This is a genomic window from Lutibacter sp. B1, assembly GCF_012524075.1.
Classification (GTDB): domain Bacteria; phylum Bacteroidota; class Bacteroidia; order Flavobacteriales; family Flavobacteriaceae; genus Lutibacter.
On record NZ_JAAZUI010000005.1, the window covers coordinates 121432 to 147146 of the forward strand.

19 protein-coding genes and 1 riboswitch are annotated in these 25715 nt (G+C 31.4%); of the genes, 9 read left to right on the plus strand and 10 right to left on the minus strand.

The annotated features are described in order from the left end of the window. Positions 1-5 precede the first annotated feature (5 nt). On the minus strand, positions 6-4313 hold the full coding sequence (locus tag HGB55_RS04530; RefSeq protein WP_168815064.1) for a fibronectin type III domain-containing protein: 4308 nt from the start codon (positions 4311-4313) through the stop codon (positions 6-8). 164 nt (positions 4314-4477) lie between these two features. Between HGB55_RS04530 and HGB55_RS04535 the strand changes: the two genes are divergently transcribed. The 3 genes from HGB55_RS04535 to HGB55_RS04545 all read left to right on the plus strand — a co-directional run bounded on the left by HGB55_RS04535 (position 4478) and on the right by HGB55_RS04545 (position 10068). Beyond that, entirely contained in the window at positions 4478-6013 is a 1536-nt protein-coding gene (locus tag HGB55_RS04535; RefSeq protein WP_168815067.1) for a YifB family Mg chelatase-like AAA ATPase, read from the plus strand. Between the two features lie 98 nt (positions 6014-6111). After that, positions 6112-9324, plus strand: coding sequence for a S41 family peptidase (locus HGB55_RS04540; protein ID WP_168815069.1), 3213 nt, complete (start codon positions 6112-6114; stop codon positions 9322-9324). A 306-nt stretch (positions 9325-9630) separates the two neighbouring features. After that, positions 9631-10068, plus strand: coding sequence for a hypothetical protein (locus HGB55_RS04545; RefSeq protein WP_168815071.1), 438 nt, complete (start codon positions 9631-9633; stop codon positions 10066-10068). 55 nt (positions 10069-10123) lie between these two features. Here HGB55_RS04545 and ahcY read toward each other — a convergent pair whose 3' ends face one another. Next, positions 10124-11440, minus strand: coding sequence for an adenosylhomocysteinase (gene ahcY / locus HGB55_RS04550; protein ID WP_168815073.1), 1317 nt, complete (start codon positions 11438-11440; stop codon positions 10124-10126). A gap of 89 nt (positions 11441-11529) precedes the next feature. On the opposite strand from ahcY, the gene HGB55_RS04555 reads away from it, so the two are divergent. The 6 genes from HGB55_RS04555 (at position 11530) to HGB55_RS04580 (ending at position 17310) form a co-directional block, all read left to right on the plus strand. Beyond that, the gene (locus HGB55_RS04555) at positions 11530-12165 is read left to right on the plus strand and encodes a 4'-phosphopantetheinyl transferase superfamily protein (RefSeq protein ID WP_168815074.1); all 636 of its coding nucleotides are present in this window, start codon (positions 11530-11532) and stop codon (positions 12163-12165) included. Next, positions 12162-12869 carry a geranylgeranylglyceryl/heptaprenylglyceryl phosphate synthase gene (locus tag HGB55_RS04560; protein WP_168815076.1) on the plus strand — a complete coding sequence of 236 codons (708 nt, stop codon included), beginning with the start codon at positions 12162-12164 and terminating at the stop codon, positions 12867-12869. Before HGB55_RS04555 ends, HGB55_RS04560 begins: the two co-directional genes overlap by 4 nt. 8 nt (positions 12870-12877) lie before the next feature. Further along, the gene (pnuC, locus tag HGB55_RS04565; RefSeq protein WP_168815078.1) at positions 12878-13579 is read left to right on the plus strand and encodes a nicotinamide riboside transporter PnuC; all 702 of its coding nucleotides are present in this window, start codon (positions 12878-12880) and stop codon (positions 13577-13579) included. Next, a complete protein-coding gene (locus tag HGB55_RS04570) occupies positions 13549-14199 on the plus strand; it encodes an AAA family ATPase (protein ID WP_168815080.1) in 651 nt (216 codons plus the stop codon). Before pnuC ends, HGB55_RS04570 begins: the two co-directional genes overlap by 31 nt. Before the next feature lie 6 nt (positions 14200-14205). After that, positions 14206-14607, plus strand: a complete 402-nt coding sequence (gene arfB / locus HGB55_RS04575) for an alternative ribosome rescue aminoacyl-tRNA hydrolase ArfB (RefSeq protein ID WP_168815082.1) — start codon at positions 14206-14208, stop codon at positions 14605-14607. A 132-nt stretch (positions 14608-14739) separates the two neighbouring features. Then, positions 14740-14829: riboswitch (TPP riboswitch) on the plus strand. A 111-nt stretch (positions 14830-14940) separates the two neighbouring features. Next, on the plus strand, positions 14941-17310 hold the full coding sequence (locus HGB55_RS04580; protein ID WP_371807800.1) for a TonB-dependent receptor: 2370 nt from the start codon (positions 14941-14943) through the stop codon (positions 17308-17310). 34 nt (positions 17311-17344) lie between these two features. On the opposite strand, the gene HGB55_RS04585 is transcribed toward HGB55_RS04580, so the two are convergent. From HGB55_RS04585 to HGB55_RS04620, 8 genes are all read right to left on the minus strand, one after another. Then, positions 17345-18655, minus strand: coding sequence for an FAD/NAD(P)-binding oxidoreductase (locus HGB55_RS04585; protein WP_371807803.1), 1311 nt, complete (start codon positions 18653-18655; stop codon positions 17345-17347). Between the two features lie 128 nt (positions 18656-18783). Then, on the minus strand, positions 18784-18993 hold the full coding sequence (locus tag HGB55_RS04590; protein ID WP_168815087.1) for a heavy-metal-associated domain-containing protein: 210 nt from the start codon (positions 18991-18993) through the stop codon (positions 18784-18786). A gap of 12 nt (positions 18994-19005) precedes the next feature. After that, the gene (locus tag HGB55_RS04595) at positions 19006-21258 is read right to left on the minus strand and encodes a cation-translocating P-type ATPase (RefSeq protein WP_168815089.1); all 2253 of its coding nucleotides are present in this window, start codon (positions 21256-21258) and stop codon (positions 19006-19008) included. A gap of 103 nt (positions 21259-21361) precedes the next feature. Beyond that, positions 21362-22348, minus strand: coding sequence for an LLM class flavin-dependent oxidoreductase (locus HGB55_RS04600; protein WP_168815091.1), 987 nt, complete (start codon positions 22346-22348; stop codon positions 21362-21364). A gap of 83 nt (positions 22349-22431) precedes the next feature. Beyond that, the gene (locus tag HGB55_RS04605; protein WP_168815093.1) at positions 22432-22998 is read right to left on the minus strand and encodes an AraC family transcriptional regulator; all 567 of its coding nucleotides are present in this window, start codon (positions 22996-22998) and stop codon (positions 22432-22434) included. Between the two features lie 247 nt (positions 22999-23245). After that, entirely contained in the window at positions 23246-24703 is a 1458-nt protein-coding gene (locus HGB55_RS04610; protein WP_168815095.1) for an NAD(P)/FAD-dependent oxidoreductase, read from the minus strand. Continuing rightward, complete coding sequence (locus tag HGB55_RS04615) at positions 24691-25272, minus strand: DUF3365 domain-containing protein (RefSeq protein WP_168815097.1); 582 nt, start codon at positions 25270-25272, stop codon at positions 24691-24693. Before HGB55_RS04615 ends, HGB55_RS04610 begins: the two co-directional genes overlap by 13 nt. After that, on the minus strand, positions 25272-25679 hold the full coding sequence (locus tag HGB55_RS04620; RefSeq protein WP_168815098.1) for a rhodanese-like domain-containing protein: 408 nt from the start codon (positions 25677-25679) through the stop codon (positions 25272-25274). The genes HGB55_RS04615 and HGB55_RS04620 overlap by 1 nt, the downstream gene beginning before the upstream one ends. Between the last annotated feature and the right edge of the window lie 36 nt (positions 25680-25715).

The following is a 25715-nucleotide window of genomic DNA, read 5'->3' on the forward strand; positions in this document are numbered from 1 at the left end:
TTTAATTAACGTTTAACAAGTATTTTTACATTTTTAACTTCTCCTTTAACAATGGTTTTTAAATAATAAAAACCGCTTCTTAAATGCCCTAAGTTAAGTCTCACTCTTGATTTACCTTTAAGTGCTTCTTTACTTACTTGTTCAACCAATTTACCATAAAAATTATATATATATAAATCTACAGTAGTATCTACATTACTATTAAAACTAATTTCTACATAATTAACAAATGGGTTTGGATGTACATTTAAATTAGTAATAAATGTATACTCTTCCTCACTGTCACAAGCTCCTAAAGTATCTCCATGTTCTAAATGCCACTTAACAGCAAATTCAGAAACACAAAGACTTCTTCCTTTATGACAAATTTCAACTTTTGGATGTCTTGGATTATTTCCACAAGTAACATCAATAACATCTACTGTTGTTTGAGTAGTAACTGTACAACCTTTGGCATCTGTAACAGTAACTGTATAATCTGTAGTTTCTGTAGGACAAACTTCAATAACATCTGTTATTTCTCCTGTACTCCACTCATACGTATATGGTGCAACTCCTCCTGTTACCCCTGTTACTGAAAGCGTTGTACAAGAAGCATCTTCATAACCATAATAAACAGTAGTATCTCCTTCAAATGTCATTTCTAAAGGCTCTGCTTCAAACACTGTAAACTCTTGTGATACAGAGTTATCTAAAGCATCGGTAATAGTTACGCTATACGTACCACCACTTAATCCTGAAATTGTATTTGTTGAAGTTTCAATACCATCACTCCAAGTATATGTATAAGGTGATATACCTCCTGAAACTATAACGGTAGCTTCACCATCCATAGTCCCATTACAAGTTACATCAGTTACATTTAACGCATCAATTGTTAAAAGTTTTAATTGTAACCTAGCTGAAACCGGGAAATGGTCAGAAGTTGTACGTGTATAATCACTACTGTAAAATTCATAATGAACTCTTGCAGATTCTTCAATATAATTAGGTGACAATTCATTAGAAACCATAATATGATCGATCATATTTTCATAAGAAACATACGATCTATAATCCTCTTCACTTAAAATACTAGTTAAAAAATCGTAATGTTCAACATCATCAACATAAGCTTTAAAACTAGAATCTGTTGTAGTAGTTATATTAGCAACAGTTTCATCAATATCATCATTATAATCTCCTAACATAATAATATTAGCCTCAGGATAATACACGTCTAAAGAATCTTTTAACACCTCTACATCGTATTTACGCATGTCATATTTTAATTGATTATCTCCAGTATTTGCTCTTGCATGAAGATCAATAATATTAACTTGTTGTGTATTACCATCAATTGTAACATTTGCAGTTAACATAAATGGTAATCTACCGCTTGCAAAAAAACGAGTGGCATCTCCATCAGGATAATCCTGTAAAGCTGAATCATCTCCACCATTATAATATGGATGAATAGACTCTAATAATACTTTTGTTTCAACATCAGAAAAAACAGCAGATTTATAAATAAATCCTACTTTTTGTTTAGTTCCCTCAGTATCGTTAGGATACGATGTAGCTTCAGATAATACATAGCTGTATCCATCCATTTCGTCAACCATTTCAGCAAATAAAGCATCGTCAGAAATTTCTTCAACGGCATAAATATCAGCATCTAAATTTTGAAGCACATTTTTAACACTTTCTTTTTGTATAGCATCTGAATCAGGATTTCCTGCGGCAGGAGAATTCGCTTCATCGCCAAACCACTCCATATTCCATGTAACAACATCAAAAGTTTTATCTTTAGAAATAGCCAAATCATCACCTGTTTGTTCATAAGGCTCTGCACAAGGTAAGTCTGTTTTCATTCTTGGTAATAGTTGAAATATTTCATAATATCTACCAACAACACCTATTATTTCTTCACAGTTTTCAGGTTGTGCCAACCCAACAATTTCTGAAGCATCATTATCTATTCGTAACTCTCCACTTCCACTTGCATCAGTTAACATATAATTAGAATTACCAAATAACATATCGCCCGGTTTTGGAAAACTTGGATTTTCAATACGAACCAACTCCGCCGGATGGCTTACCATTTCACTTAAAGTGATGGTTAAAGGTTCTATTACTAAAGTAGATTCAGTATCCACTTCAACTGAAGTTACAGGGCTTATTTGCAGTTGATCGTTATAAGAACTTCTAACTCCTGTTATGGTTACAACATCACCTATATTAAATAATCCTTCTCCATGAACAGAAGCATCAAAAACTGCAATTGCTCCTGTTTCATCTTGAATATAAGCTGAACCTGCAAACTGATCTGAAACCGTTAACACTCCTGTTACTTTTACTTCTGTACCATCAGCAGTATTTCGGGCTTCTAAGATTGAAATAAGTTCAACAGGAGGTTCCTCTACTCCGCCTAAACCGTAAGTTCCTATTGGAAATGGTACAACAGCTGTTTCGTTTAACGATTCATTATCTAAAGCATTTATTCCGCTAAAACTCCAATCATCAATTATAAATGTAGTGCCGTCAGGTCCTGTGTTATCTTTTCTATAGGCCCAACCATCCATATAATCCCAAGGTTGACCGGTACCATCGGTATTAATATCACCAAAAACATCAATCACTTCATCCTGATAAAATAATTCAATTGCATCATCCCCATTAATAGATGCGGCAGAAGAAGTAAATGTTGGTTCAAATCCAAAGAAAGAATTAAACCCTGTCGATTCAGAAGCTACATAAATAAAAGTTCCCGCTGTTGCAGAACCTGAAAAAGTGAATTCTTTTCCATCAGTTCCGCCACCGTTATTTGCTGAACCAAATCCATACACACTTAAGTCGGCTATATCTTGTTTGGCATAAAACTCAATAGCTTTTGGAACACCTCCTGATAAAGGTCCGTCTACAACACCCGTAATAATTAAATCAGGTCCATAAGAAGCTATAGGGAAAGGAGTTACCGCTTCCGAATTGGCAGTTTCATTATCCAACGCATTAGGTGCACTAAACAACCAATTATCTAACACAAACGTACTTCCGTCAGGTCCCGTATTATCTTTTCTATAGGCCCAACCATCCATATATTCCCAAGGTTGGCCACTTCCATCAGTATTAATATCACCAAAAACATCAACAACAGCACCATTGTAAAATAATTCAATTGCATCATCTCCATTAATTGATGCTGCACCTGAAGTAAAGGTTGGTTCAAATCCGAAAAATTCATTAAAACCAGTTGCTTCAGAAGCTACATAAATAAATGTTCCTGCATTTGCAGAACCTGAAAAAGTAAACTCTTGCCCATCAGTTCCTCCTCCATTATTAGCAGAGCCAAATCCGTAAACACTCAAATCGGCTACATCTTCTAAAACATAAAATTCTATAGCTTTTGGAACACCTCCTGTTAAAGGTCCATCTATTACACCTGAAATAACAATGCTTGATGCTACAGGCAATGTAGTATCCTCTAAGGTAATAACACTAACAGCATCACTCTCTGGAGAAAGATTTCCGGCAGCATCTACAGCCGTTACAGTAAATGTATATGTTGTATTCGCTGTTAAACCTGTTACTGTATAATTACTTTCGGTTGTTGTTGCTATTTGAGTTGTTCCTTCAAAAATTTGATATCCAGTAACACCAATATTATCAGTTGAAGCTGTCCAAGCCAAATCGGTTAAAGTTTGAGTTGTATTTGAAGCTGTTAAATTTGTTGGCGTTGAAGGAGCTTCATTATCAACTACAACTGTTCCAGAAAAAATTTGTCCATTATTTATACCGCCAAAAGTGTTGGCAGAAGCAGCCTGCCATGTAAAATCAGCATAAACCAATCCTGTTCCGGCTAATTGTAAGGAATAGCCTACAGGTGTACTACTAGTTTCCGAAATTCCAATATCAACACTTGTCATCCCAACAGCAGCTCCATCTGCAGCAGTAATAGTCCCCTCATAACTTAAAAACTGAATAATTGTTCCTGAATTATCAACTAAGGCTAACCCATCTGGAGATCCATTTTGGATACCGCTTATTGAAACATATACTGTTCCATACCCATTGGATTGATCAGAAATTACACCTGATAAAGCAGCAGTATCATAAACTGCCCCTCCATTACCATTGTATAAAACTAAATTCCAACCTGTAAGGTCAGTTCCTGCAGGACCAACAATTTCAATTGCTTCGCCACTATCTGTTCCATCATTATCATAATGGATTTCGTTTATAAAAACTGTTTGAGCAAGTAAAGTTCCTTTTACGCTCAAAAAAAGAAGAAAAACAAATAAAAATAAATGTTTTTTAAAGTAATTGTGCTTCATGTTATCGTATAATTTTAAGGTATGTCTAAAATTACAAATAAATAAAAGCTAATCGTCTGTAAATTATTAACATATTGTTAATTTTATTAAAAGTTTTAAACTTATATCCATTTATTAAAAAAATTTACTCTTAATTTTTTTTTCTATTTTTATCCAAAAAAAATATGCTAGTGAAAATTTATGGCAGTGCCGTTTTTGGTGTTGAAGCCACAACTATTACTGTAGAAGTAAATATTGATAAAGGCATTGGGTATCATTTAGTTGGATTACCTGACAATGCCATTAAAGAAAGCAGTTACCGAATTTCAGCCGCACTTAACAATAACAATTACAAACTTCCCGGTAAAAAAATTACCATTAATATGGCTCCTGCCGATTTACGAAAAGAAGGCTCAGCATACGACCTTACTTTAGCAATTGGAATTTTAGCTGCGTCGGGGCAAATTAAATCTGATAAGATTGGTGATTATTTAATAATGGGTGAACTTTCTTTAGATGGAAGTTTACAACCCATAAAAGGTGCTTTACCTATTGCAATTAAAGCTAGAGAAGAAGGATTTAAAGGTTTTATTCTTCCAAAGCAAAACGCAAAAGAAGCTGCTATTGTTAACAACTTAAAAGTTTATGGCGTTGAGAATATTACAGAAGTAATCTCATTTTTTGATGAAAAAAGTGATTTAAGTGAAACTGTAATTGATACTCGTGCTGAATTTTATAAAAATTTAAACAACCCTGAATTTGATTTTGCTGATGTAAAAGGGCAAGAATCTGTTAAACGTTCAATGGAAATTGCTGCTGCCGGTGGACATAATATAATACTAATTGGCCCTCCCGGAAGTGGTAAAACAATGTTAAGCAAACGGTTACCTTCTATTTTACCTCCAATGACCTTGCAAGAAGCTTTAGAAACTACTAAAATACATTCGGTTGTTGGAAAAGTAAAGGATTCCGGTTTAATAACTCAACGTCCTTTTCGTTCTCCTCATCATACTATTTCAGATGTTGCTTTAGTTGGCGGTGGACAATATCCGCAACCGGGAGAGATTTCTTTATCACACAATGGTGTTTTGTTTTTAGACGAATTACCTGAATTTAAACGAACTGTTTTAGAAGTTATGCGTCAGCCTTTAGAAGATAGAGAAGTTACTATTTCAAGAGCAAAATTTACAGTTACTTATCCAAGTAGTTTTATGCTGGTTGCAAGTATGAACCCTAGTCCAAGTGGTTATTTTAACGACCCCAACGCTCCTGTAACCTCTTCACCTGCCGAAATGCAACGCTATTTAAGTAAAATTTCGGGCCCGCTTTTAGACCGAATTGATATTCATATTGAAGTGAATCCCGTTCCTTTTGAAAAACTTTCCGAAGAACAAATAAACGAGCCAAGTAAAGCAATTAGAGAACGTGTTACAAAAGCAAGAGAAATTCAAATGTTACGCTTTTCGGAATATAAAAATACTCATTACAACGCTCAAATGGGTGTAAAACAAATTCGGAAATATTGCAAACTGAATGATAACAGTAAAACGCTTCTTAAAAACGCCATGGAACGTTTAAACTTATCGGCCAGAGCTTACGATAGAATTTTAAAAGTTTCAAGAACCATTGCAGATTTAGAAGGTGTAAATGAAATTTCATCTTCACATATATCAGAAGCAATTCAATATAGAAGTTTAGACAGAGAAGGTTGGTTAGGTTAATTACAAACCTTAAACTTTTGTTAAAGTTTTAATATTTCACCAACTATCCAATTTTCAAAATAGTAAATTTGAAAATACAGCCTTTTTAATTCTATTTTATGAAAAAATCACATCTACTCTTCACTTTTTTAATTGCTTTTACAATAACTACTTATTCCCAAAACAACCCTTTGATCAATTTTCCTTCTTTAAGTCCCGATGGAAAAACAATAGCTTTCAATTATCAAGGAGATATTTGGACTGTTTCAACATCAGGAGAAAATTTAAAAAGATTAACAATACATGAAGGTTACGATACTAATCCTGTTTGGAACTCTGATGGAAAGACTATTGCTTTTAACAGCGATCGTTTTGGCAATGATGATATTTTTACAATTCCGGCAGTCGGAGGAATACCAACTAGATTAACATACCACTCTGCCAACGACCAAGTAACTGATTTTACATCTGATAATGAAATTGTTTTTACAACTGTGCGAGATTTTGTTCAATTGGAAAGAGAACCGGAAATTCATTTAATTTCAGCAAACGGAGGCACACCTTTTAGACTTTTGAATAGTGTTGGTTTTGATGCTAAACTATCTCCAAACAAAAAATTTATTGCTTTTACACGTGGTTCTTGTAGAATTGAAAGAGAAGCTTATAAAGGTCCGGCAAATAGAGATTTGTGGCTTTACGATATTAAAAACGATAAATTTATTCAGTTAACAACCTTTGAAGGACAGGATTTATCACCTCAATGGGCCAATAACAACACTATTTATTTTCAATCTGCAAGAAGCGGAAAATACAATGTTCACAAATTAACTATAGATAATAGTGGAAATAAAACAGAAGAAATAACGCAAATTTCTGATTTAAAAGATATGGGGTTATACTCTTTTAGTTTAAGTAAAAATGGAACAGACGCTGTTATGGTTTCCGGTGACAAATTATGGTTATTGAATGTTGAAACAAAAAAAACAATTCCTTTAAAAATAGAAATAAGTAGCGATTACAGATTTGATCCTGTAGAAAGAAAAACTTACACTAACAATGCATCAGAAATTGAAGTATCTCCAAACGGAAAATTAAGCGCCTTAGTAATTAGAGGCGAAATTTTTATAACTGAAAATGATACAAAAAAAAGCAGAACTATAAATGTATCTAACTCTCCTTACAGAGATTTTGATATTATTTGGTTGAATGACGAAACATTGCTTTTTGTTTCAGATAGAAATGGCATTAATAATTTATATACCGTTACATCAAGCGACAAAACAAACAAAAATATATTCACAAGTTTAAAACATTCAATAACTCAAATTACCAAAGACACTGAAGGTATTACCAATCCAAAATTATCGCCCAACAAAAAATTAGTCGCCTACAACAAAGGTTATGGCAAATTAATTGTTTCATCAATTTCAGAAAATGGGAATCTAAACTATGATATTACTTTGCTCGATGGCTGGGATACACCTTCAGGTATTGCTTGGTCTCCAGACTCAAAATGGTTATCTTATAGTTTAAGTGATTTATATTTTAATGAAGAAGTTTATATACATAAGGCCGATAACAGTAAAAAACCGGTAAATATTTCAATGCATCCAAAATCGGATATTGGTGCTATTTGGAGTAAAGACGGTTCTAAAATAGCTTTCTCTTCCAATAGAAATAATGGAGATCATGATGTTTGGTTTGTTTGGTTAAGAAAAAAAGACTGGGAAAAAACAAAACAAGATTGGGAAGAAACCACAGAAGATGAAAAGCCTAAAAAAGATGAAAAGTCAGAAGAAAAAACAGAGAAAAAAGTTGAAGATATAATTATTGATTTTGATGATATTCACCAAAGGCAAGAACAAGTTACATCGTACAACGGAGGCGAATTTTTAAGAGCTATATCTAAAGATGGTAAAACATTTTATTACACCACAGGAAATAGTGGCAGAGGAAATCCCGATGTTGATTCAGACTTGTTTCAAATTAATTGGGATGGAAAAGAAAATAAAGCTTTAACAAAAGAAAATACCCGACCAACTAATGTTTCTTTAGATTTCAAAGAAGATTATATTTATTTTATTAGTAAAGGAAAAACTTCCCGAATTAAATTATCAGGAAATAAAAAAGAGAATATTCCTTTTAATGCTATAATGGATATTGATTATAATGAAGAATCTAATCAAATTTTTGAAGAAGCCTGGAAAGTTATAAATGACAGATTTTACGATCCTAAACATCACAATCAAAATTGGAACGAACTCAAAAAAATATATAAGCCTTTGGCTATGAAAGCCTCTACGAGAGAAGATTTTAAAATGATTTTCAATAAAATGTTAGGGCAAATAAATGCAAGCCATATGGGTATGTATAGAGGTGAAGATCGAAAATCGGTTCAAGAAGAAAGCACCGGCTTGTTAGGTGTTGAACTGATTCCTACTAAAAATGGAAAATTACAAATTTCAAAAGTTGTTCCAAATTCTGCTGCAGACAGAGAAGCCAGTAAGCTATCTATTGGAGATATTATAAATTCTGTAAATGGAAAAAACGTATCTTCATCAAAAAACATTTATGAGTTTTTAACGTACACCAATAATGAGAAAATTATTTTAGGAATTTCTTCAAACGGAAAAGAAAAAGAAGTAATAATTAGACCTAAATCAAATTCAAGATCAGATAATTATAATGCTTGGGTAAAAGAACATAAACGTTTAACTGACAAATATTCAAATGGCAAATTAGGTTACATCCATATACAAGGGATGAATTGGACAAGTTTTGAAACTTTTGAACGTGAATTAACTGCCGCCGGATTAGGAAAAGAAGGTATTGTGATTGATGTTAGGTATAACGGAGGAGGTTGGACAACAGATTATTTAATGGCTGTTTTAAATGTAAAACAACATGCATATACTATTCCAAGAGGCGCTGCTAAAGATTTAGAAAAAGAAAATAAAAAATTTACTAACTATTATCCGTATAGTGAACGTTTACCTTTAGCTGCATGGACAAAACCCACCATAGCTTTATGCAATCAAAACAGCTATTCTAATGCAGAAATTTTTTCGCATGCATATAAAGAATTGAAATTGGGGAAACTAGTTGGAACTCCTACTTTTGGAGCTGTTATTTCTACAGGTGGAAAAACATTGATAGATGGATCTTATGTTAGAGTTCCTTTTAGAGGTTGGTATGTAAAATCTTCAGAAAAAAATATGGACTTTACGCCTGCAATGCCTGATATTGTGATTGACAATTATCCTGATGAGAAAGCGAAAGGAACTGACTCTCAATTAAAAAAAGCAGTTGAAGAACTTCTAAAACAATTATAATTAAAAAAGGGGGAATTCCCCCTTTTAATTTTAGTATAACTCCCCTAGTCCAGTCTTATTCCTCATCATATCTTTGGTACAAGAAAAAGAAATATACGTTATTGTTAATTTAGGGGAAATTGCAAAAAAAGAATCACTTGGCGCCAAGTGATTTTTTTTATCATTTTTTTTGCCATTAAAAAACAATTTATTAACAATTAAATAAAACTCCTTGATTCTTAATTTTTTACAATTTTAACAATTGTTACTTAAAAATAAGCCCTGTTTTTGTATATTTGATAAAATTTCTTTATTAAAATAAACACTATGAAAAAAACAGTCTTGAGCTTATTTCTCACTCTAACATTTACATTCGCCTATTCTCAGCTTTTTATTTCGGAGAATAGCAATATTATAGACTTAAAAGCAAAAAAGGCTAAAATAACTATTGATAATTTTACTTATAAAGGTGATTTTCAAATTTTTACATCTAAAAAAGACAATAAAGATTTTTTAATTTTTTCTTATTTTTCCAGAACTATTGTTTTTTCAACAAATAAACCTTTAAATGAAATAATTAATAATAAGTCTATTGATGAATTTGATATTACTGATATTAAAGTCATTCACAGTAAAGAAATCAAATCAATAATTCGTGAAATTAAAAAAAGAGGAGTACATAATATCCAAAATTTTATTATTGTTTTTGATGGTTTGGATAATATCACTTTTAAAAATCAAAATTCTTTAATTAACCAACAATAAAAAAAAGCCTTTAGTTAAACTAAAGGCTTTTTTATGATTTATTTTTTTATAAATATTAATATCTGTAATAATCCGGTTTAAATGGTCCTTCAACCTTAACACCAATATATTTCGCTTGATCTTCACGTAGTGTTTCTAATTCAACACCAATTTTAGCCAAATGTAAACGAGCTACTTTTTCATCTAAATGTTTTGGTAACATATACACTTTGTTTTCATAAGCGTCTCTATTGTTCCATAATTCTAATTGTGCTAGTGTTTGGTTGGTGAATGAATTACTCATTACAAAACTTGGATGACCGGTAGCGCAACCTAAATTTACCAAACGGCCTTCAGCTAAAATAATAATTTCATTTTCGCCTATAGTATATTTGTCAACTTGTGGTTTTATTTCAACTTTAGAATCGCCATAGTTTTCATTCAACCAAGCCATATCAATTTCATTATCAAAATGACCAATATTACAAACAATCGTTTTGTCTTTCATTTTTTCGAAATGACTTCCTTGTACTATATCTTTATTTCCGGTTGTTGTAATAACTATATCGGCATTACCTACAACAGTATTTAATTTTTTAACTTCAAAACCATCCATTGCAGCTTGTAAAGCGCAAATTGGATCAATTTCAGTAACTGTAACAATTGAACCTGCACCTCTGAATGATGCTGCTGTACCTTTACCAACATCACCATAACCACAAACAACAACACGTTTACCTGCCAACATTAAATCTGTAGCTCTTCTAATAGCATCAACAGCACTTTCTCTACAACCGTATTTATTATCAAATTTAGATTTTGTAACAGAATCGTTTACATTAATTGCCGGCATTGGCAAAGTACCTTCTTTCATTCTATCATATAAACGATGAACTCCTGTGGTAGTTTCTTCAGATAAACCATTAATTCCTGCAGCTAATTCAGGATATTTATCCAATACCATATTTGTTAAATCACCTCCATCATCTAAAATTAAATTCAATGGTTTTTTATCTTCACCAAAGAAAAGTGTTTGCTCAATACACCAATCAAATTCTTCTGCAGTCATTCCTTTCCATGCGTATACTGAAATCCCTGCTGCAGCAATTGCAGCAGCGGCTTGATCTTGTGTAGAAAAAATATTACAAGAACTCCAAGTAACCTCAGCACCTAATTCAACCAACGTTTCAATTAAAACCGCTGTTTGAATGGTCATGTGCAAACAACCCGCAATTCTTGCACCTTTTAAAGGTTTTTTTCCTTTATATTCTTCTCTTAAACTCATTAAACCTGGCATTTCAGCTTCGGCTAATTGAATTTCTTTACGACCCCATTCAGCAAGATTGATATCTTTTACTTTATATTTCACGTAAGTTGATGTTTCTGTACTCATAATTTATTTAAATTTGTTGTTTTGCATAAAACAAATTGTTTTTTGCTTTTAAATTTTTGCAAAAGTACAAAATACCTTTGATATTATAAATGCCTTTATATAAAACCATTACACCAAATAAGCACACAACCGTTTATGTGTGGAAAATAGAAGAATCTTTTGATGATTTATCTAAGGGTATTTTATTAACAAAAAGAAGTAAAGAAAGAGTTTTATCAATGAAGTCTGAAATGCATCAGCGCGGTTTTTTAAGTGTGCGTCATTTATTAAAAGAAGCCGGTTATACCGACTTTGATTTGTATTATACCGATAATGGTAAACCGCATTTAAAAGACAAAAAACACATTTCAATAACCCATTCTTTTACTTTTTCCGCATTAATAATTAGCGATAAAGAGGTAGGTATTGATATTGAAAAGAACCGAGAAAAAATCAAAATCATTCAGCATAAGTTTGTAAATTTTGAACGTGGTTTTATAAACCCTAACGACAATTTAATTGAACAATTAACCGTTATTTGGGGAGCTAAAGAATCGCTTTACAAAATTTATCCGTATGGTGGATTAACTTTTAAAAATGATATTGATATTGAATCGTTTAAAATAAGTGATAAAAGAACAACCGGTTTTATTAAAGCAAAAGATTGGGACAAAAAATACGATATTCATTATAAAAAAATTGAAGATTACACGTTGGTTTATGCTTTAGATACCTCAAAAATATGAGTAAATCAATCTTAGAATACATACAAAAAGCTCCAAAAAAAGGTAAAAAATTACTCGCTATTTTATTAGATCCCGATAAAACATCTATAAATGAAATTCCTTCAAATGTAAAAAGAATTGAAAATTTAAATGCCAATTTTATTTTTGTTGGAGGGAGTTTTGTTGAAAATGGTATTACTGATGTTTTTGTAAAAATTTTAAAAGAACACACTCAACTGCCAATACTTCTTTTTCCCGGTGATTATACACAAGTTACCAATAATGCTGATGCTTTATTGTTTTTATCGCTACTTTCAGGAAGAAATCCTGAATATTTAATTGAACAGCAAATTAAATCGGTTCCATTTTTAAAAAATTCAACCTTAGAAATTATTCCAACAGGTTATATTTTAATTGATGGCGGCACAAAATCATCCGTATTAAAAGTGAGTAAAACAACACCAATACCACAAGAGAATATTGAATTGGCAGTTTCAACTGCAATTGCAGGAATGTATAAAGGAAAACAATTGATATATTTGGAAGCCGGTAGCGGAGCTATAAATCCTGTAAATTCAGAAATTATTTCAAAAGTAAAACAAAATATCACCATTCCATTAATTGTTGGAGGCGGAATTAAAACAAAAAGTCAACTTAAAAATGCTTTTGACAACGGAGCTGATATTGTAGTAATTGGAACTGCTTTTGAACAACATATTTTATAATAAAATGTATGAACGAAATCCTTAACTTTTTTTTAGAACCCTATCAATCAGCAACTGCACTTAATATTTCATTAGAGTTTATAGCGGCTGTTTTTGGTGTTGTAAGTGTTTTTTATGCTAAAAAAGAAAACATATTAGTATATCCAACAGGAATTATAAGTACCGGCATATATGTTTACCTATTGTCTCAATGGAATTTGTATGGAGACTTAATTATCAATATTTATTATACATTAATGAGTATTTATGGTTGGTATATGTGGAGTAAAATTATTGATGATAAACAACATCATATTCCTATTTCAAGAACCAATACAAAAGAAAAACTACAAACTTTTGGCATCTTTTTGTTTACTTCTGTTTTTGTTATAGCTGTTTATAGATATTATAATGTTATGCCAAATCATTTAAATTTTACGGAAAGTGTAAATTATGCCATAACAAATATGACCTCAGGAAATTTAACCGATTTCAGAAAAATAACACCTTTTTTAGATACTTTTACAACTGGTATCTTTTTTGCCGGTATGTGGCTAATGGCCAATAAAAAACTTGAAAACTGGACATTATGGATTGCCGGTAATATTGTTTCAATCCCTTTATATTTTGTAAAAGGATATGGTTTTACCGGAATTCAATACATTATATTTTTAATTTTAGCTGTACAAGGTTATTTTGAATGGAAAAAACACTTAAACAAACACCTATAAATATTATAAAAGTTGTATTATTCGGACCCGAAAGTACCGGTAAAACAACTATTTCACAAAAACTCGCTAAGCATTATAATACTGTTTGGGTACCTGAATATGCTCGTGACTTTTTGCAAGAAAAATGGAATAATCACAGAAAAACTTGTGAAAGTAACGATCAGTTGCCTATTGCGTATGGGCAAATGAAATTAGAAAATAAATTAGCAAAAAAAGCTGATAAAATTTTAATTTGTGATACGGATTTACTTGAAACAAGTGTGTATTTTGAGGAATATTATGATAAAACTGTAGATCCAAAACTTAAAAAAGCAGCATTATCAAATACGTATAATTTATATCTTTTAACTTATATAGACACGCCTTGGGAACAAGACGATATACGTGAAAATCCGCACATACGATTAGAAATGTTTAAAACTTTTGAAAACGCTTTAAAAAAACACAATAGACCTTATGTTATACTTAAAGGGAATATTAAAAACAGAATGGAACTTGCCATAAATGAAATTGATAAAATCTTAAAAAACAAGCAAAATTTACATCGTTTTTCAACTAATATCTCTGATATTGATACGCATTTTTTACATCAGCAAAACAATGAAAACGATTTCCAGTAACATAGTATGGATGCTGAAAAAATAATACAAGAATTGAAATTTAAAGCTGTTAGAAGCAGTGGTTCTGGAGGACAGCATGTAAATAAAGTTTCGACAAAAGTTGAACTTTATTTTGATGTGTTACATTCAAATAGTTTATCTGAAGATGAAAAAGAACTGCTTTTAAAAAAATTAAAACTAACAAAAGACATTTTTTTAATTCTTCAATGTGATGAAAGTAGAAGTCAGCTTAAAAACAAAGAAATTGTTGTTAAACGATTTTTACAACTAATTACCAACGGATTAAAAGTTCCTAAAAAACGAAAAGTAACAAAACCCGGTAAAAGTGCAATTCAAAAAAGGCTTGAAAAAAAGAAAAAAATAGCTTTTAAAAAAGCACTTCGAAAAAAACCAAATTCAGAGTATTAAGTTCGTTTCAACTCCACTTAGTAATCTGTTTTTTTAAATTATATGGCTTCTACCCAGAACAAGTCATTCAAACCTTGTAAAAAATATATTTTCATAACTGTTACATTATTCAACATATTTTGTAAATTTGTCTCATCTCAAAAGGGGTGCCGATAACGGCTGAGATCAAACCCATTGAACCTGAACAGGTAATGCTGTTAAGGGAACGCAAAAGCGAAACATATCGCTGGGGCAATTAAGTTAATTATTCAAAACATCGATTAATTACCTCTTTTTAAATCGTTTTATTTTTATATATAAATGAAACAATTTTTAAAATTGAACATTAAAAAAGTGAAGCTATTAGTAACTTTTTTAACCATTGTATTTTCATACAATGTAAACGCACAATCATTATTTACAGTTTCCGGCAAAGTTACTGATGGAAGTAAAGCATTTCCGGGAGTTAGTGTTTATGTGAAAGGTACCAAAACAGGTGTAGTATCAGATTTTGACGGAAATTATTCTCTATCATTAAAGGAAGGTAACTACACATTAGTTTTTAGTGCCGTATCCGAACCTAAAGAAGTAAACATTGTTTTAAACAAAAACATAACTTTAAATGTAGATCTATCAGACAGTTTTGTGAATTTAGACGAAGTTTTGGTTTCCGCAGTACGTGTTAAAACAACATCTCCGGTTACACATAGCAATGTTACTAAAGAAGAATTAGAAAAGCGTAATTTAGGGCAAGACATTCCTTCTCTTTTAAACTTTCTCCCTTCTGTTGTTACTACAACTGATGCCGGTGCCGGTGTTGGCTATTCAGGTATTAGAGTACGAGGTAGTGATGCAACTCGTGTAAATGTAACTATTAACGGAATTCCTTATAATGATGCTGAAAGTCAAGGTACTTTTTGGGTAAATATGCCCGATTTTACCTCATCAACAGAGAGTGTGCAATTACAACGTGGTATTGGAACTTCTACAAATGGTTCGGGAGCTTTTGGGGCAAGTTTAAACTTATTAACCGATGCTATTTCTGAAAATCCGTATGGAGAAATCAGCAATTCTTTTGGCTCCTACAATACAAAAAAACACACCGTAAAATTTAGTACAGGAAAATTAAATAAGGACACTGAGCGTAATCGAAGTATAGAACTTTCCGGACGTTTATCAAAAATTGAATCGGATGGCTATATTGACAGAGCCTGGTCTGACTTAAAATCCTATTTTTTACAAGCCGCTTATGTTGATGATAATACACTCATCAAAGCATTGACTTTTGGCGGACACGAAAAAACCTACCAAGCCTGGTATGGTGTAACTAAAGAAGAAATGAAGGAATTTGGTAGAACTTACAACCCTTATTTTTATGATAATGAAATTGACAACTACAAACAAGATCATTATCAACTGCATTGGAATCAAAAATTATCTGAAAATTGGTCAACAAATATTGGCTTAAACTACACCAAAGGTGAAGGCTATTTTGAGCAATATAAAGAAGGTGAAGATTTTGCCGATTATAATTTGGAACCAATTACAATTGGCAACGAAACTATTGACCAAACTGATTTAATTAGAAGACGTTGGTTAGATAACGATTTTTATGTTGTTAACTTAAATGCAACATATACCAATTCAAAAACAGAACTTATATTTGGAACTTCTTACAGCAGGTATACAGGAGATCATTTTGGCGAAATTATTTGGGCTGAATATGCCAGTAACTCACAAATAAGAGATCATTATTACGACAGTGATGCTAAAAAAAATGATGTAAACATATTTGCTAAATTAACACATAATTTAGATGATAAATGGACACTGTTTACCGATTTACAAGGTAGATTTGTAAATTATGAAACCGATGGTTTAACATCAGATAGAATTCCTCTTGAAATTGATAAAGATTATTCGTTCTTTAACCCAAAGGCCGGTATTACCTTTAAAGCTAACAACAATAATAGTTTTTATATGTCTTATGCAAGAGCCAACAGAGAGCCTAACCGAGACGATTTTAAAAACGGTATTGATGCCTCTGAAAAATTGAACGATTTTGAATTGGGATGGCGCTTTAAAAATGATAATATAAAGGTAAATACAAATATCTATTATATGTTGTATAAAGATCAATTAGTACTTACAGGAGCTTTAGACGACGTTGGTTCACCAATTAGAGCCACCAGTGGAAAAAGCTACCGTTTAGGATTAGAAATTGATGCGCTAATTAATGTATCTGATAAATTTATAATACAACCAAATATTGCCCTAAGTAGTAATAAAAATGAAGATTTTGTGAGTTCTTGGGATGGAGAATTAAAAGATTTAGGAAAAACAAATATCGCTTTTTCACCTGAAGTGGTTGTTGGAAACTCCCTTACTTATTTACCTATAAAAAATATGCAAGTTTCGTTACTTACTAAATATGTTGGTGAGCAATATATGAGCAACGTAGATACTGAAAATTCAAAATTAGACAGCTATTTTGTAAACAATCTAAATATTTCGTACGAAATAAAGCCGAAAAAAATATTAAAATCAATTGTATTGAGTGCTTTAGTTAACAATATTTTTGATACTAAATATATTTCAAACGGCTATTATTACACGTATGATGATACTTGGTCTGATCCAAATAAAATAACAACTTTAGACGGTGCCGGATATTATCCGCAAGCAACCACAAACTTTTTGGTTGGAGCAACTTTAAAGTTTTAAAAAAAACGAGGCTTAAGTTTAAGCCTCGTTTTTTTTAAACTTCAATACCTTTCATCATTTTATTCCAATATAAATAAGGCAATAAGTATTTTTTAAGAATCCATAATCTCCAATGTTCTTTAGAAGAATCTCCAACCATTAATGGAAATTGCTTTAATTTAGGGTCGGGTTGAAAAACTTTCTCATAATCAAATTCTGCCAAAACCATTTTACCGTAACCTGTTACTAAAGGACATGATGTATATCCTGTATATTCTTTTGTAGACAGTATATTATTTTTAATTAATTTTAAAATATTAGCAACCACTATTGGCGCTTGTTTTCTAATAGCAGCACCTGTTTTAGAAGTTGGAAGGTTTGAGACATCACCCAAACTAAATACATTTGAAAATTTAGCATGTTGCATTGTTTTACTATTTACATCAACCCATCCTGTTTCTGAAGCTAATGATGAATTTCTAATAAAATCAGGTGCACTTTGAGGTGGAGCCAAATGCATCATATCAAAATGAATACCATATAAATCTCCTTTAATACTAACCTTTACATCTTTATAATTGTACTGAATATCCTTATCTAAAGAAGCTTCATCACCATCAGCTAACGTAACACAACCTCCAGAAGATAAATCTTTCTCAATTGCATACCAAGCTATTTTTTTATCAGCATCAACTTTAACCAACTTATGAAAAAATCGAACATTAATATCTTTCTTACCAATTACATCCATTAGGGTGTCGGCAATAACTTTCACTCCAAAAATAGACCCTCCCGGCAAGGCAAAAACAATATCTGTATGTTCTCTTAGATGTGTCTTTCTAAAATGTTCATCGGCTAAATACATTATTTTTTGTGGCGCCCCTCCACATTTAATTGGGGTAGCAGGCTGTGTAAAAAGCGCGGTGCCTCCTTTAAATTTTTTCAATGTTTCCCATGTATGGGCAGGGTTTGTATAATTACTGCAAACAACACCCTTATCCATTGCTTCTTGCAAACCTTCAACCAATTCTGGTGCAATTTTTAAACCGGGCGAAACCACCAAATAATCATACGTAAATTCATTTCCTTCTTTAGTTATCACTGTATTATTTTCGGGTTCAAATTTATCAGCAAATTCTTTAATCCATTCAACTCCTTTTGGAATTACTGAAGCCATTGGTTTTACTGTATTTTCAAAATTATACGTATTAGCACCTACTAATGTCCATGCTGGTTGATAATAATGCTTTTCCGCTGGTTCAATTAGCCCTATATTTAAAGATGATTTTTTTCTTTTTAGCATTGAAGAAACCATAATTCCTGCAGTACCTCCTCCAATTACAAGAATTTGAAAATGTTTTAATATCATATTTTTGTTTAATTATATTTTAAACGCAAAAAAATATGAAAAAAAATATGATTTAATGTGATATATATCACATTAAATCATATTTAAGTCATTATAAATATCCTTCGTTAGAGAAAAATTAACTACTAAATTTCTTCAATTTTAAAACCTGCTTTTTTTACAGCATCAACTACAAGTTCTTTTTCTTCATCATCTAAACTAACTTCCAAAATTTTATCAGGATTTTCGGTATTAACTTTCCAAGTATCCACATTATCTAACTCATTTAAAAACGGTGTTACAGACTTTATACAATTTGAACAATTGATGTTTGTTTTATATTTTACTGTTATCATAACTCTATATTTTTAATTTATTGAACGTTTTTTTAATCGTAAACTATTTGAAACTACCGAAATAGAACTCATAGACATTGCCGCACCTGCAACCATTGGATTTAAAAGAAAACCAAAAGCGGGATACAATACACCAGCGGCAATTGGAATTGCAATAGTATTGTAAATAAAAGCCCAAAACAAATTTTGTTTAATGGTTTTCATTGTTAATTTAGAAAGCATAATCGCTTTTGAAATTTGACTTAAATCGGAATTCATTAATGTAATTCCGGCACTTTCCATTGCAATATCTGTTCCACTTCCCATTGCTATACCAACATCGGCCTGTGCCAATGCGTGAGAATCATTAATTCCATCTCCTGCCATTGCCACTACTTTTCCTTGTTGTTGCAATTCTTTTACAAAATTCCCTTTATCCGCAGGCATTAAATTTGCCTTAAAATGTTTGATTCCAACTTGATCAGAAATTACTTTGGCTGTTTGCTCATTATCTCCTGTAAGCATATAAACTTCAATACCCATTTGTTGAATATTTTGTAATGCCGAAATAGCACTTTCTTTTACTTTATCGGCAACAGCAATAATTCCTTCAACTTTAGCACCAACACTAAAATAAACAACGGTTTTTGCTTCTGCTTTTAAATTTGCAGCTTTTTGAGATAATTCATTTGAAATTTCAATATGATTTTCTTTCATTAAACTTTCATTTCCAACAAAATGTTCTATGTTATCAATGATAGATTTAGCTCCTTTTCCGGTAATACTTTCAAATGAATCCGTAGAAATAACTTCTGTTTTTAATTGTTTTAAATAATTTACAATTGACTCTGCAATAGGATGTTCAGATTGAGATTCTATAGCAGCTAATTTTTTCTCAAAAAGTGAAGCATCGACGTTTTCTTCCCAAATTACATCTGTAACTTCCGGTTTTCCTTCAGTAATAGTTCCTGTTTTATCTAATATCAACGTATCTACTTTATAAGCTGTTTCTAAAACTTGAGCATCTTTTATTAAAATTCCTTGTTCGGCACCTTTCCCAATTCCAACCATTAATGCTGTTGGTGTTGCTAAACCCAAAGCACACGGACACGCAATAATTAAAACCGTAATTAAAATAAGAATTGCATAGGTAAAAGAAGGGTTTGGCCCTAAAAAATACCAAATTCCAAAGGCTGTTAAGGAGATTAAAATAACAACAGGAACAAAAATACCCGCAACTTTATCTGCCAATTTCTGAATTTTAGGTTTACTTGATTGCGCTTGTTTTACCAACTGAATGATGTGTGAAAGCAGCGTATTATTTCCTATTTCAGTTGCTATAATTTTTAAAGACCCTTTTTGATTTATGGTTCCGGCAAAAACCTTACTTCCTTTTGTTTTCTCAACAGGTATGGGCTCTCCTGTAATCATACTTTCATCAATAAAAGAAACGCCTCTTTTAACTTTACCATCTACTGCAACTCTATCTCCCGGTTTTAAAACAATCATTTCCCCTTTTAAAATTTCATCATAAGAAATAATTACTTCTTCTCCATTTCTAATAGCCGTTACTTGTTTAGGTTTTAAACCCATGAGTTTTTTAATGGCTGAAGATGTTTTACTTTTCGCTTTTTCTTCAAAATAACGACCTAAAAGTATAAAAGTGATAATCATTACAGCAGATTCATAATACACGTGTGGTGTTAACCCTTTGCTTAAAAAATACTGTGGATTTACCGTATTAAATAGACTGAATAAAAAAGCAACACCTGTACTTAGTGCTACAAGTGTATCCATATTTGCTGAAAAATGTTTGAAACGCTTCCATGCAATTACAAAAAATTCAGAACCACTCCAAAATATCACAGGAATTGAAAGTATTAGCATTATCCAATTTTCAAAAGGTAATTTTCCTTTTAAAAACATGGCAATTACAAAAACAGGAATTGAAAATACAGCCGCAAAAATTAATTTAGATTTAAGTGTTGAGAGCCTTTTTACTTCTATTTCTTCAAATTCTTTTTCAGTTTCTTTGGCATCGCCGGTTAAAATATCATACCCAATTTCATTAACTTTTTCTCTAATTGTCTCTATTGAAATTAAACTACTGTCGTGGGCAATAGTTACCGATTGATCCGGATAATTTACAGAAACTTTGGCAATACCTTCCAATGGTTTTAGATACGATTCAACACTAATAGCACAGGCAGCGCAAGTCATACCTGTTACCTTATAACTTTCATTAACAGTGCTGATAGTATCATTTGAGATTATTGCTTTTTCCATAATTGAATATTTCTACTACAAAAATAAGTACGAAACTAACACTTTCTATTACATAATTCTTGTAATTATTTATAAGATTATGGAATTAAAACAACTGAACTCATTAATTATATATCTCAGCCAACAACTCAAAGGATTTTAATCTGTATTCTAATTGACCGGCCATATTGGTAGTCATTATTTCATCTGCTTCAAAAGCATCTACTAAATCATCTAATTGTTTTTTAACTTCATCTTTGGTTCCTGAAACTATCCTTCCACTATTATTTCTGATAATTTGCATGTCAATGCCTGTAAATTCATAATTCATAACCGTATTAATGTCATACATCATATTAAAGTTTCCTTTAGCCATTTGTAAAAACACAAAATTTACATATTTAAGCATTTGATTTGCAATTTCTTGTGTTTCTCCACAAAGCACCATAACTGCTAAAATTACTTTAGGCTTTTCAAATTGTTCTGATGGAATAAATTCTCTTTTATAGGTTTCTACAATTGAAGGGTTTACATTTCCATTAATAAATTTAGCAACTCCTAAGCCCATTCCAAATTTCGCAGCATTTGAACTACTGCCTCCACTAGAACTCAACATCCATTGCTCAGGAGCGTTTAAAGATTGTGGCATTGCAATAATTCTCCCTTGTTTTGTTCCAGCAGTATCATTAAAAAAATGTTGCAAATACTCTAGCTGTCGTAGGTAATCTTTTTCTAAAAATTGATTAGAAGGATTTAATATAGAAGCGGTTACACGATCTCCTCCCGGAGCTCTTCCAATTCCTAAATCTATTCTTCCGGGATACAATGTTTCCAACATTCTAAAATTCTCTGCAACTTTAAACTCGCTGTGATTTGGTAACATAACACCTCCTGAACCTATCCTAATGTGTGTTGTTTGTGTTGCTAAATTTGCAATAAGAATTTCCGGAGAAGTGCCTGCAATAATAAGTGAATTATGATGTTCTGACACCCAAAAACGATGATAACCTAACCTTTCTGCAAGTTTGATGGTTTTTACCGTTTCCTCAATTGCTTGTTGGGAAGTTTGATTGTGATGTATAATTGACTGATCTAAAATTCCTAGTTTCATTATGCGTTTCTATTAATTTTGTATTTATAGCAAGAATAAATATAGACAAAAGAATACTATTTTATACCTCGGAATTTGAATCTTTAAATTGAATCTAAGGATTTTAAATTAGGGTTTCGCAATTTTTTAAATTCGGTAGGAGACATTCCTGTTTCTTTTTTAAATTGAGAAGAAAGGTGTGCAACACTGCTGTACCCTATTTGAAAAGCTATTTCAGACAGAGTTAATTGTTTATAAAACAATAATTCTTTTACGTGCTCAATTTTTTGTTTGATGATGAATCGCTCAATAGTAATACTTTCAACAGATGAAAACAATTTGCTTAAAGAAGAATAATCGTGATGTAATTTATCCGATAAAAGTGTTGAAAAATTCACATTTAATTCTTCGCTTTTATAATGAATTTGCTCAATAATAATCGCCTTAATTTGACTGATTATTTTTGAATTTTTATCTTGAAGTAATTCAAAACCGCGTGAGGTCAGTTTTTCTCCCAGCTGCTTTTTTTTAGCATCACCAACTTCAGTAATTGTAGTTACTTTTCCTAATTCAATGGTACTTATTTCAATATTTAAATCTGAAAAAACTTCTCCTACACTCTCAATACAGCGTGGACAAACCATATTTTTTATATAAAATGTATTCGTCATATTTTCAAATTATACAACGAATTTACAAAAAAATAAGGTATCGTATTAAGAATGTCCTTTAACTACAATTCTCATTACTTTTAAATTCAATTTAAAAAAATTGAATATTTGGTATAAAAAACATGACCTCATAAAAAGCACCAATTTAGTTGGTTGAGTAGCAAAAGACATATTACTATAAGCTAATGTTTTGTTTGTATTATTTTCCATTTTTATTTTTTTTGTTAAAACAACTATTTACGCTTTTTTATTCAGGTATTAGCCACCAAAAAGGTTTAGCTTTTGCTTTGTATAAAAACATATAATGCATAAATAATTTCATCCAATGTCCGGCTGTACCTACAACACCTACAGTATCGTTTATGTTTCTTCCCCATTCCGGATATTTTTCCCAATCTTGAACTATTGGGTTTACTGTCATTACCGCTGCTTGTCCTTTAAACAATCCATATCCTGCAGAAACAATACAAGCGGCTCCCATTTTTGTCATAGAAGCTTGATGAGGATGTTCATCTTTACCGGTTTTTATTCTATGAATAATATTTTGAGCTACAATTTTACCAATCACTCCCGATGGCATTCCTGTTCTTGGAGGTGTTGGGAATATTTTTGTTCCATTGGGACTTTCCATTGGTTTTGAAATTCCATGTGGTGGTGCAAAAGCAATACCCGGTGCATAAATATTTTCATATACCGGACTTTGATAAATCAAAGGCCAATCTTCAGCCTTCCAATCTTCATATTTTTTAGGTGAATAATCCGCATCAACTTTTGTCATTCCATTAGCCGCAAAAACTTTTGAACTGATGTCATTATCTTCTTTATCAAAAGCTTTTAAACCTGCACCGGCAAAACCGGGAATTAACATTGCAAAATCAAATTCTTTCGTTAATTTTTCTCCTTCTAAATTTTCATAAAAAACTTTTCCTTCTTCAACTTTATAAACACCTGCTCTTTTTATCCAGCGCACACCATATTCTCTTAAAATAGATTCAGCAAAAATTTTAGTTGGTGTTATATAACCATTTCTTTTTACATAAGCTCCGCCCATACCAAAATCGCCAATTTCATATTCATTGGTAATCCACCATAAATCTGCTAAATGTATCAGTTTTCTTTTTTTAAGCTCAAAAGCAATATTTAAAATATATTCAAAAGCCGCACCTTGACAAGTAGCCATAGCATGACCGGTACCAATTAAAAAAGTTTGTCGTTCACCTTTCTCTAATTTATCAAAAGCTTCTTGAAGTTTACCCCAAGCGTGTTCAGCATGATCATACGTACAAACCGATTGTGTGAATTTTTTAGGTCCTAAACCCTCTGTTGCTTCAAAATTTAATTTTGGTCCTGTGGCATTTACCAAATAATCATATGTAACTATTTCTTCTTTGCCATTATCTTCTTCTGATACGTACTTAATTTTTACAAAACCTTTTTCATTTTGAGAATTACCTTCAGGATGTATAGAAACAGCCAATGCTTGTTTATAATCTACACCCATTTTTTTATAAACAGGAGCTAGTTTAAATTTAACCTGATCCGGTGTCATTAATCCAACACCAACCCAAATATTTGAAGGTACCCATTGATAATTACTGTTTGGCGAAACCATAACCACTTCATGACCTTTTTTAAGGTGTCTGCTTAAATAAGAAACTGCAGTATGTCCTGAAATTCCGGCACCTAAAACTACTACTTTTGCCATATTTTATTTTTTTCAAATTCAATACTCCAAATCCCTCTAAGATCACCTTCACTATACCCTATAGCTATATCGTTTGGATATAATGTTTTAATAATTGAGTCTGTTTTTACATTTAATTCTTCACCAAGCTTTCCATGACAAACCAAACATTTATCTTTAATAATAATTGGTGCATAAAAATGTATTTTATTATTGTCATCTTTTTCTACAACAGGAGCATGTTGCATTTCTTCTGAATTTTTATACCTGTGTATAAGTTCTAATTCACGCACAGTAGGTTTATTTGCAGCGTTTCTTAATTTATCAGTAGTTCTTTTGATAGAAACGTTATGAGTTTCTGATAATTGATTTGTAATAGGCATTGCCTGTACATTACAAAAAGGAATTGCTTGCTTAGGACCTCCTAATTTCATTTGTTTGGTTAACTCGCTACTTAAAGCATTAAAAGAAGCTTGTGCAATTTCTTTTCCTTTAGCCGTATATTCTTGCTTTTCTTTTTCCGAAAGTGATTTACTACAAGCAAAAAAACTAAAAATTACTACTAGTACTAAAATTTTCTTTATCATCATTATTTTATTATTTGATTTCTATTTTTAATCCAATTATTTACGCCGCCTTGTAAATCGTAAATTTGAGTAAACCCTAGATTTGAAATTTTTGTTGATGCAGATGATGTTCTATTACCTGATTTACAATAAATAAAAACAGGTTTACTTGTATCAAATTTGGAGAATTGTTCTGAGAAATTTTTATCAAAATAATTTATATTAATAGCTCCTTCTATATGTCCTTGAACAAATTCTCTTGGAGTTCTAATATCCACTATTAGTTGATTAGTTGATTTTTCTTTAAACTCTACAGGTGTCACAATTTTAACCACACCTTCTTCAATCAATTTAGATTGTTGTGCATTGTTACAACTTACGGCTAACACACTTATAAACAGCAAAAAAGAAAGCTTAATTTTAATTTTCATATGTTTTTGATTTTTCACAAAAGTAAAGTTACAATT